General features: G+C 57.9%; 8 protein-coding genes. 3 read left to right on the top strand and 5 right to left on the bottom strand.

Features of this window, described 5'->3' with window-relative positions; translation table 11 throughout:
• The first annotated feature begins 30 nt into the window (after positions 1-30).
• Both mobQ and ACT53M_RS19975 read left to right on the top strand, forming a co-directional pair.
• Positions 31-1,017, top strand: a complete 987-nt coding sequence (gene mobQ, locus ACT53M_RS19970) for a MobQ family relaxase (protein WP_476235677.1) — start codon at positions 31-33, stop codon at positions 1,015-1,017.
• 1,085 nt (positions 1,018-2,102) lie between these two features.
• Positions 2,103-2,336 carry a hypothetical protein gene (locus ACT53M_RS19975; RefSeq protein ID WP_476235678.1) on the top strand — a complete coding sequence of 78 codons (234 nt, stop codon included), beginning with the start codon at positions 2,103-2,105 and terminating at the stop codon, positions 2,334-2,336.
• A 51-nt stretch (positions 2,337-2,387) separates the two neighbouring features.
• On the opposite strand, the gene ACT53M_RS19980 is transcribed toward ACT53M_RS19975, so the two are convergent.
• The 3 genes from ACT53M_RS19980 to ACT53M_RS19990 form a co-directional block, all read right to left on the bottom strand.
• A complete protein-coding gene (locus ACT53M_RS19980; protein WP_476235679.1) occupies positions 2,388-2,678 on the bottom strand; it encodes a type II toxin-antitoxin system RelE/ParE family toxin in 291 nt (96 codons plus the stop codon).
• A gap of 77 nt (positions 2,679-2,755) precedes the next feature.
• Positions 2,756-3,016, bottom strand: a complete 261-nt coding sequence (locus ACT53M_RS19985) for a type II toxin-antitoxin system ParD family antitoxin (protein WP_476235680.1) — start codon at positions 3,014-3,016, stop codon at positions 2,756-2,758.
• A 634-nt stretch (positions 3,017-3,650) separates the two neighbouring features.
• On the bottom strand, positions 3,651-4,286 hold the full coding sequence (locus ACT53M_RS19990; RefSeq protein ID WP_476235681.1) for a helix-turn-helix domain-containing protein: 636 nt from the start codon (positions 4,284-4,286) through the stop codon (positions 3,651-3,653).
• Positions 4,287-4,662: 376 nt separating this feature from the next.
• On the opposite strand from ACT53M_RS19990, the gene ACT53M_RS19995 reads away from it, so the two are divergent.
• On the top strand, positions 4,663-5,601 hold the full coding sequence (locus tag ACT53M_RS19995; protein ID WP_476235682.1) for a hypothetical protein: 939 nt from the start codon (positions 4,663-4,665) through the stop codon (positions 5,599-5,601).
• Positions 5,602-5,665: 64 nt separating this feature from the next.
• On the opposite strand, the gene ACT53M_RS20000 is transcribed toward ACT53M_RS19995, so the two are convergent.
• Together ACT53M_RS20000 and ACT53M_RS20005 are read right to left on the bottom strand one after the other, a co-directional pair.
• Positions 5,666-6,091, bottom strand: coding sequence for a hypothetical protein (locus tag ACT53M_RS20000; protein WP_476235683.1), 426 nt, complete (start codon positions 6,089-6,091; stop codon positions 5,666-5,668).
• On the bottom strand, positions 6,088-6,348 hold the full coding sequence (locus tag ACT53M_RS20005; RefSeq protein WP_476235684.1) for a mobilization protein: 261 nt from the start codon (positions 6,346-6,348) through the stop codon (positions 6,088-6,090). The genes ACT53M_RS20000 and ACT53M_RS20005 overlap by 4 nt, the downstream gene beginning before the upstream one ends.
• Positions 6,349-6,563: the final 215 nt, after the last annotated feature.

Genomic DNA, 6,563 nt, shown 5'->3' on the forward strand with positions numbered 1-6,563 from the left:
GCTCCCGCATGGCAAGGAAGGTGTGCGGCGATGGCCAGTTACCATCTTGCAGTGAAGGCGATCAGCCGCGCCGCCGGTCGCAGTGCGACGGCGGCCGCGGCATATCGCGCGGGTGTCGAAATCACGGACGAGCGCACCGGCCTCGTCCATGATTACACCCGCAAGCAGGGCATCGTGCACCGCGAGCTGGTGGTGCCCGATGGTGCGCCGGCATGGTCGGCCGATCGGTCTGCGCTGTGGAACGCAGCCGAGAAGGCCGAGCGGCGCAAGGACGCCAAAGTGGCCCGCGAATACGAGATTGCGCTTCCGGCCGAGCTGTCGGCCGACGAGCGGCGCGACCTGGCCGTGCGCTTCGCCCGCCACGTCAGCGACCGCTATGGTGTCGCGGTCGACGTGGCGATCCATGAGCCTGGTCGCGAGGGCGACCAGCGGAACCACCATGCGCACCTGCTCACCACCACGCGCCGGCTCGGCTCCGAGGGGCTGGGCGACAAGACGCGCGAGTTGGACGTGAAGGCGACAGCCACCGTCCAGGTGGAGCAGCTACGCGAGGAGTGGGCGGCGATGCAGAACCGTGCGCTCGAGCGGGCGCAGCTCGAGGAGCGTGTCGATCACCGCAGCTTCCAGCGGCAGGGCCGCGAGCAGGAGGCCACGGTGCATATGGGGCCGCAGGTATCGGCCATGGAGCGGCGGGCCGAGAAGATCGCCGCGCGCGAGGGGCGCCCCTACGAGCCGGTGACGAAGGTGGGGCAGCACAATGCCGCTGTGACTGAGAAGCGCGGCCTGCGGCGCTACATCGAGCAGGGCGAGGCCTGGTTGCGTCAGACCGGCAAGAGCGTCCACCAGGCATTGGGCAAGCTGGCAACCACGATCGGCAGCGCGATCGCCGGCGATCGGGAGAAGGCCGAGCAGGCCCGCAAGGCCCAGGAGCTGCTTCAGCAACAACAGCAGCGCGAAATCGAAAAGCAACGCCGGCGGATACAGAGCCTTATGCGTGGTGGCGGATTAGAGCGCTGATATTCGCGTAATTCAAAGATATCGGCGGAATCCGGAGGCCGTTCTCACAAAGCGGCCGCCCCTTGGACCGTATTCGATATTCAGCAAGGTTTCGGGGTACGTTGACGAGTAAGGTATGTATCCTGATGCTGCTTCAGGCGCGATACCAACGGATAGTCGGTTCCCGACATCACCTTCTTTTGAAGATATATGATTCAGCGGCGTCCAACCGTCTTTCCCCAGGAATCTAATAAGAGCCCATTCGTTGGAGATGCGAACTAATTTCACTAATGACCCTAGGGGAGGAGTCATTCTTATCGCGGATTCAGGGTCTGGCTTGTAGAGGCAATTAGCCCCATCAACGATAATGAACACGTCACTTCCGACAGTCGGTATTTCCGTGTCTGGGTTCATGTGCCGCCTCTCTTACAAAATGCCATTGTACCCTTAGCCGGAATAGCAATTTGCATTTCCTGCATTTCCTGAATTTAGTGCGATAGCAGATACGTGCGTGCCACCACACGCATGGCCTCCTGGCGCTCTATCCTGTCTTCTTGGGGGCTGGTACAGTATCCCTGCTGTTTCGGCGCTGTAACGCCGGGGCTGTGATCGTCAATTGTAGTGCTTCAGAGGGCCGTCGGTGCGCTAACACCGGCGGCCTTTGGCGCTGAAGGTGCTCGATAGACGAGTCCATTCCTGTCATCTTTGGGGCTGTCGGAGGACCAAAATCGGCGAAAATCCGTCATCGTTTCGGATCAGGCGCGAAACTCTCCCCTCCTACAGCCCCACAGATGACAGGAATGGCCCCCAAGAAGTCAGGATTGCTTTGCACCGCGTTCGGGCTGTGTGGCGGCCTCTCTGGGATGATGCAGTTGTCCGGCGCGCGCTGCAGATCACGCTGACGTTGAAGGGCTCGGCGGGAGGGGTACTTCACGGACGTTCCTTTCTCGCAAGGAGGGGAACGACCACATACTGGCGGATGGTTGCCGGCGTCAGGGACGGTTGGGTGCACCACCGTGCACCACGCCGCTCTTATAGCCCCACAGATGACAGGATAGCTGCTGGCGGCCTTGAGCGTCGAGGTCTGTACGCGATATATGGGCGGCATGGCCCAGCTCGATCTTCAGGACGATTTCCAGGAGCAGCTTGCCGGCATCCGGCGGGCGCAAGCCGAGATCGATCGCAGGTTCGAGGAGCAGCTACGGTTGCGCACCGAAGGTCGGATCACCCGGGGCGATGCAGGATCTTTTCCGGCCTCGCTCATCCTGCAGGCAATGATCGCTGCTGCTGCCCTCCTCACCGCTGGGGCGGTTGTCGCCAAGGTGCTGATTTCACACTGACGCCTGCCCGTGCCGGCAGCGAATGTGCTCAATAGACGAGTCCCGGGCTCTTCACCCCAGGATCGCAGCATAATCCTGAGCGCCGTGCAGGACGTGCAGCACCGTCACCAGGTCCTCTGATACGTGATAGAAAATCAGGTAGCTGCCATGCAGGCGCTTGCGGATGCCGTGCGCCGCGTAGCGTGGGACCAGCGGGTATTTCTGAGGGAAATCCGCCAATTCAAGGCACTTGCCGCGTAGCTCCGACGTGAACGTGATGGCGCGTACCGGATCGTCCTGGGCGATGAAGTCGCCGATCGCCTCGATGTCGACCTCAGCTTCGGCCGTGATGGAGACGATCATGCCAGGACTCGTCTATTGAGCACATTCCCCGGGAGGACTCGTCTATCGAGCACCTTTGGTTCGGACATCGCCCGCATTTAGCGCTCTGCCGCAGCAGCCATGGCGCGATATTTTGCCTCAAGGCGGTCGAACACCTCGGCTGCAGGTTTGGTGCGCCCTGCCTCTGCGTCACGCAGGCCGCGCGCGATCGAAGCGTCCAGCGCTGCGAGCCGCGCCTCCCGCTCCTGGACGAGACGCACGCCCTCGCGCAGCACCTCGCTTTTGGAGTTGTAGCGTCCCGCTGAGACGAGCTGTGTCACGAAGGATTCGAGCTGGTTTCCGAGATCGGCGCTGATCATCGAGCATCTCCTTTGCAGGAGATATAGGGCTTTATGAATTGTTGATAAAGCTGCAATCGGTAATTGGTGCTCGATAGACGAGCCTATGCAGGTGTGCGGGCTGGTGGAGGGTGAGCCCGCCGAGTTACCGCTCGGCGGGCTCGGAGGGCATTTCTGACCACCTTTGAAGCACGGCCGTCATAGCACATTTCCCCGAAGATCGAGGGTTAGGATTCCTCCCCAAGCGGGGTCGAGAATATACCCCATCGACGGCCCTTCTTTTGCGCTGGAGTTCGCTGATCGGTGAGCATCCTTGTCAGTGCGCGGCGCTCTTCAGCTTCCTGTTCTGCCTTGGCCTTCCACTCCTCTGCACGCTGATCAGAGCGGCGCAGCAGCTCCCTAAGGTGTTCGACTTCGGCCTGTAGCTCGTGTGCACCAGGGTGTGGAGCGATGCTCACCTGCGGTGTGGAAGTAGCTGGTGACTGTGTACCTGCGGGATAGACTCTAAATAGCTCGACAGGTTCGATCTTCCACTCCCCAGACGCTGTCTTTTGGGCGGAAATTCGTCCTTCTCGGATTGCCTTTAAGATAGCCGATTTGGATCGGCCTACCAGTTCACCTGCTTCCTTTGGGCCTATGGAAGTTCCGCTCACCATCACCGCTCACCATGCACCATAGGGTCATCATCGGTACGCACGCGAAGGGCATCAGTTACCCGGCGGGTCAGCGCCTCTGCCTCTTCAATGGACACGGCAGGAAGATCGGGTTCAAGCCCTGGAAGGGACGGTTCAGATGGTGGGGGCAGGCCGTCGCCAGCAGGTAGCTGCCTTTCGTCGGCATAGAGCTTGGGAAGCCGGCGCAGGGGATCTTGTTGGGATAGCTGCTCGCGGTCGGGCTGCTCTTCCTCCGAAACGAGGACCTGGGCTGAGAAAAGCGAATAGCGCAGACCATCCCGGGCCCCGTGCCAAACGACACGATCATTCAACACGTAAGCGTTGACGGTTCCGCTATCACCGATCTGCCGAGCTTCGATCCAATTGCCGGCAACCAGATCGTCGATTGCCCTTAAGATCGTTCGCCGGCTGCATCCCATCATTTTGGCAAGTAGGCCTTGTGAGACGACTACGGCGTTATGCTCACCTACGCGTGCGGCCAGGAGGTGAAGAAGCGCGGATGCGCGGGGGCTTTTCACCGAGAGCTTTGCCCATGCCTCATGCGTCGCTCGATCAGTCTGCACCCATGCACCAGGCTGCTTCCGATCGGGCAGTTTCAGCGGTTCGTTAACTGTCACAGGGGTGTGACTCCGATGTCAAAAAATTTGCCAACGGAGGCTAAATTTCCGACGACAGTCTGTCAATAAAAACGACAAGCCAGTCAAAATTCTTGTCGAACCTGTGACTCCTAGGAGTCACAGGGGTGTGACTCCTGGTGTCACACCCCTCAGGGCTAGGTATTTGATATACCATGATTTTTAATGGTGCCTCTTCTAATGATCTAATGAGCGGGTGCGCGGACCCCGAGCGCTGGCGCCCGATCATTAGATCAGAGAGAACATATAAAGAACATAAAGCGGAATAAGGGGCTCACGGGAATTCCAAAAACACGCTTGTTGAAAATTAACGTGAGTTTGCTACTTACGTGACGCGATAACTTACGAGGATGATCCGATGGAATTTCGCGCACCTGCAGTCGCTGCTGAGCAGAACGCTAAAGCCCTGTCATATCTGACAAAAAGTCTTAAAAACGTGGATGAAGGCAAAGCTCAAGTTAATGAACTTATCAAAGAGCTAGGCAATGCTATTGATATATACCCCGAGTGGCACCCTATCCTTATAGCTCCTTACGAAGGAGAATATGTAGAGTACTCTGCATCTATCAACAATATACCTGCATATAAGGGTGCTGATCACACCATAGAATTTGTTCGAGGATTTGTAACCTGCCCATATTCGGAATCCGCGGCAGATAGCATTGTAAAAAGAGTTAAGCCAATTTCTGGTTTGTATGCCTACAGGTTAGATATTGCATTGTATGCGGACGGTACATATCCAGTAGTGGTCGAAGCTACAGATGTCGTCTGTGAGGCGGATGGAACTATTAGGAGCAAAGATGCTCTTATATGGTTTATCGAGAAAACTGTGAAAGATGCACCTTCTGCAAGAGTGGCAGAAACTTGGTGGAACATCAGATCGCTCATCCTCGGGTCACCATATGGATCACGATCTTCTTTGTTCGTAAATCAAAACACTGGCGCTCATATGCGCAAAATACTAGAAGCCATGAATAATAGCGGCATGTTCGGGCCTATTAAGGAAATGTCGCTGGATATGATCTCTGAAAAGAAGAGAAACGCTATTTGCGAAAACCTTCTTATGGCCGCCGTTGATAATTGGGACAAATCTACGGAAAATTTCTCTTTTGAACTTCGTGGGGAAGTTTGCAAGGCGTCCATGAAAGACACATGGAACGACGACCACGAATGGTCAGTGAGGGTAGAGATCGGAAACTACGACCTATTTGTGTCTGGCTTCTATTACCCAGAAGATAAAAAGTTGACCTACACTCAACCCAGAGGGAAAAAGATCCTCGCAGAGAAATTCATATAGTCTGCAGTTATATATAGCAAAACTACAAGCCCGCTTAGCTGGCAGGTTTATATGCTATCAGTGATCAGTCTTTGTGGAGGGGGATCCACTTCCCTTTGCAGGTAGCCATCTTCTGATCCCATTTGGTGCAGCCATACAGCCGTTCCACGACCTTTGGCTCCCGGAGGAATTGGATCACGGCGAAGGACAGGGCGATGATGCCAACGATCGTCGCGGCGCACAGCAGCAATTCGAGGGCCCGGGTACGCAGGAGCCTGCCTGAGGCCTGATTGAAGCCGCTGATGGCCTGGGAGAGCCGGGAAAGGCCTGTCGCGGTGGTTTGGGCCCAGGCCTCCCGCGCGGCTTCTTCCTGGCGCAGGGCGGCCGTCAGGGAGGCTACCTCTTGCCGGACACCCGCCGCGCCGGCTTGGCGGATTGCGTCGAGCAGCTCGCGATAGTCCGGTGCGGGCTCGGCCGTCTCGAACTCGCTGGGGTCGAATTCCGCGCTCACTTCTCCAGCCTCCACCCCTCGAATGCCTTGCGGTCATGATCGCGGGTCATTCGGCTCATCAGCTCGTCCAGGTCGCGCGGCCAAGATCCGGAGCGGGCGGCATCGAGGACCAGGCCGCCCAGAATGATCTTTCGGCGGGCGTCCTGCTTTCGGTTGAGGGCAGAGGCACGGGCTTCGAGGGCCTGCAATCGGGCTTTGGCTTGGTCGACCTTCAGGCGGGCTTTTTCGAGCGCTTCGGGGGTTGGGGCAGTGGGCATGGCTGATCCTTTGGAGCACATGCGATAGCATGGAGGCCCGACCGAACGGAAGAGAGGAAGGGCGCACTTTAGCATTGCCGTTGGCAATGCGTGCGGCAGGGTGTAACCCTGCACCCAGCGGCCCGTTGGCCGCGCCATGCTCCCGCATGGCAAGGAAGGTGTGCGGCGATGGCCAGTTACCATCTTGCAGTGAAGGCGATCAGCCGCGCCGCCGG

This window comes from Sphingomonas sp. DMC6 (assembly GCF_056314225.1).

What these genes read in the sequence shown, in the direction of transcription:
- mobQ (WP_476235677.1), top strand. Translation starts at nt 31, where the DNA reads ATGGCCAGTTACCATCTTGCAGTGAAGGCGATCAGCCGCGCCGCCGGT.
- ACT53M_RS19975 (WP_476235678.1), top strand. Translation starts at nt 2,103, where the DNA reads ATGGCCCAGCTCGATCTTCAGGACGATTTCCAGGAGCAGCTTGCCGGC.
- ACT53M_RS19980 (WP_476235679.1), bottom strand. Translation starts at nt 2,678, where the DNA reads ATGATCGTCTCCATCACGGCCGAAGCTGAGGTCGACATCGAGGCGATC.
- ACT53M_RS19985 (WP_476235680.1), bottom strand. Translation starts at nt 3,016, where the DNA reads ATGATCAGCGCCGATCTCGGAAACCAGCTCGAATCCTTCGTGACACAG.
- ACT53M_RS19995 (WP_476235682.1), top strand. Translation starts at nt 4,663, where the DNA reads ATGGAATTTCGCGCACCTGCAGTCGCTGCTGAGCAGAACGCTAAAGCC.
- ACT53M_RS20005 (WP_476235684.1), bottom strand. Translation starts at nt 6,348, where the DNA reads ATGCCCACTGCCCCAACCCCCGAAGCGCTCGAAAAAGCCCGCCTGAAG.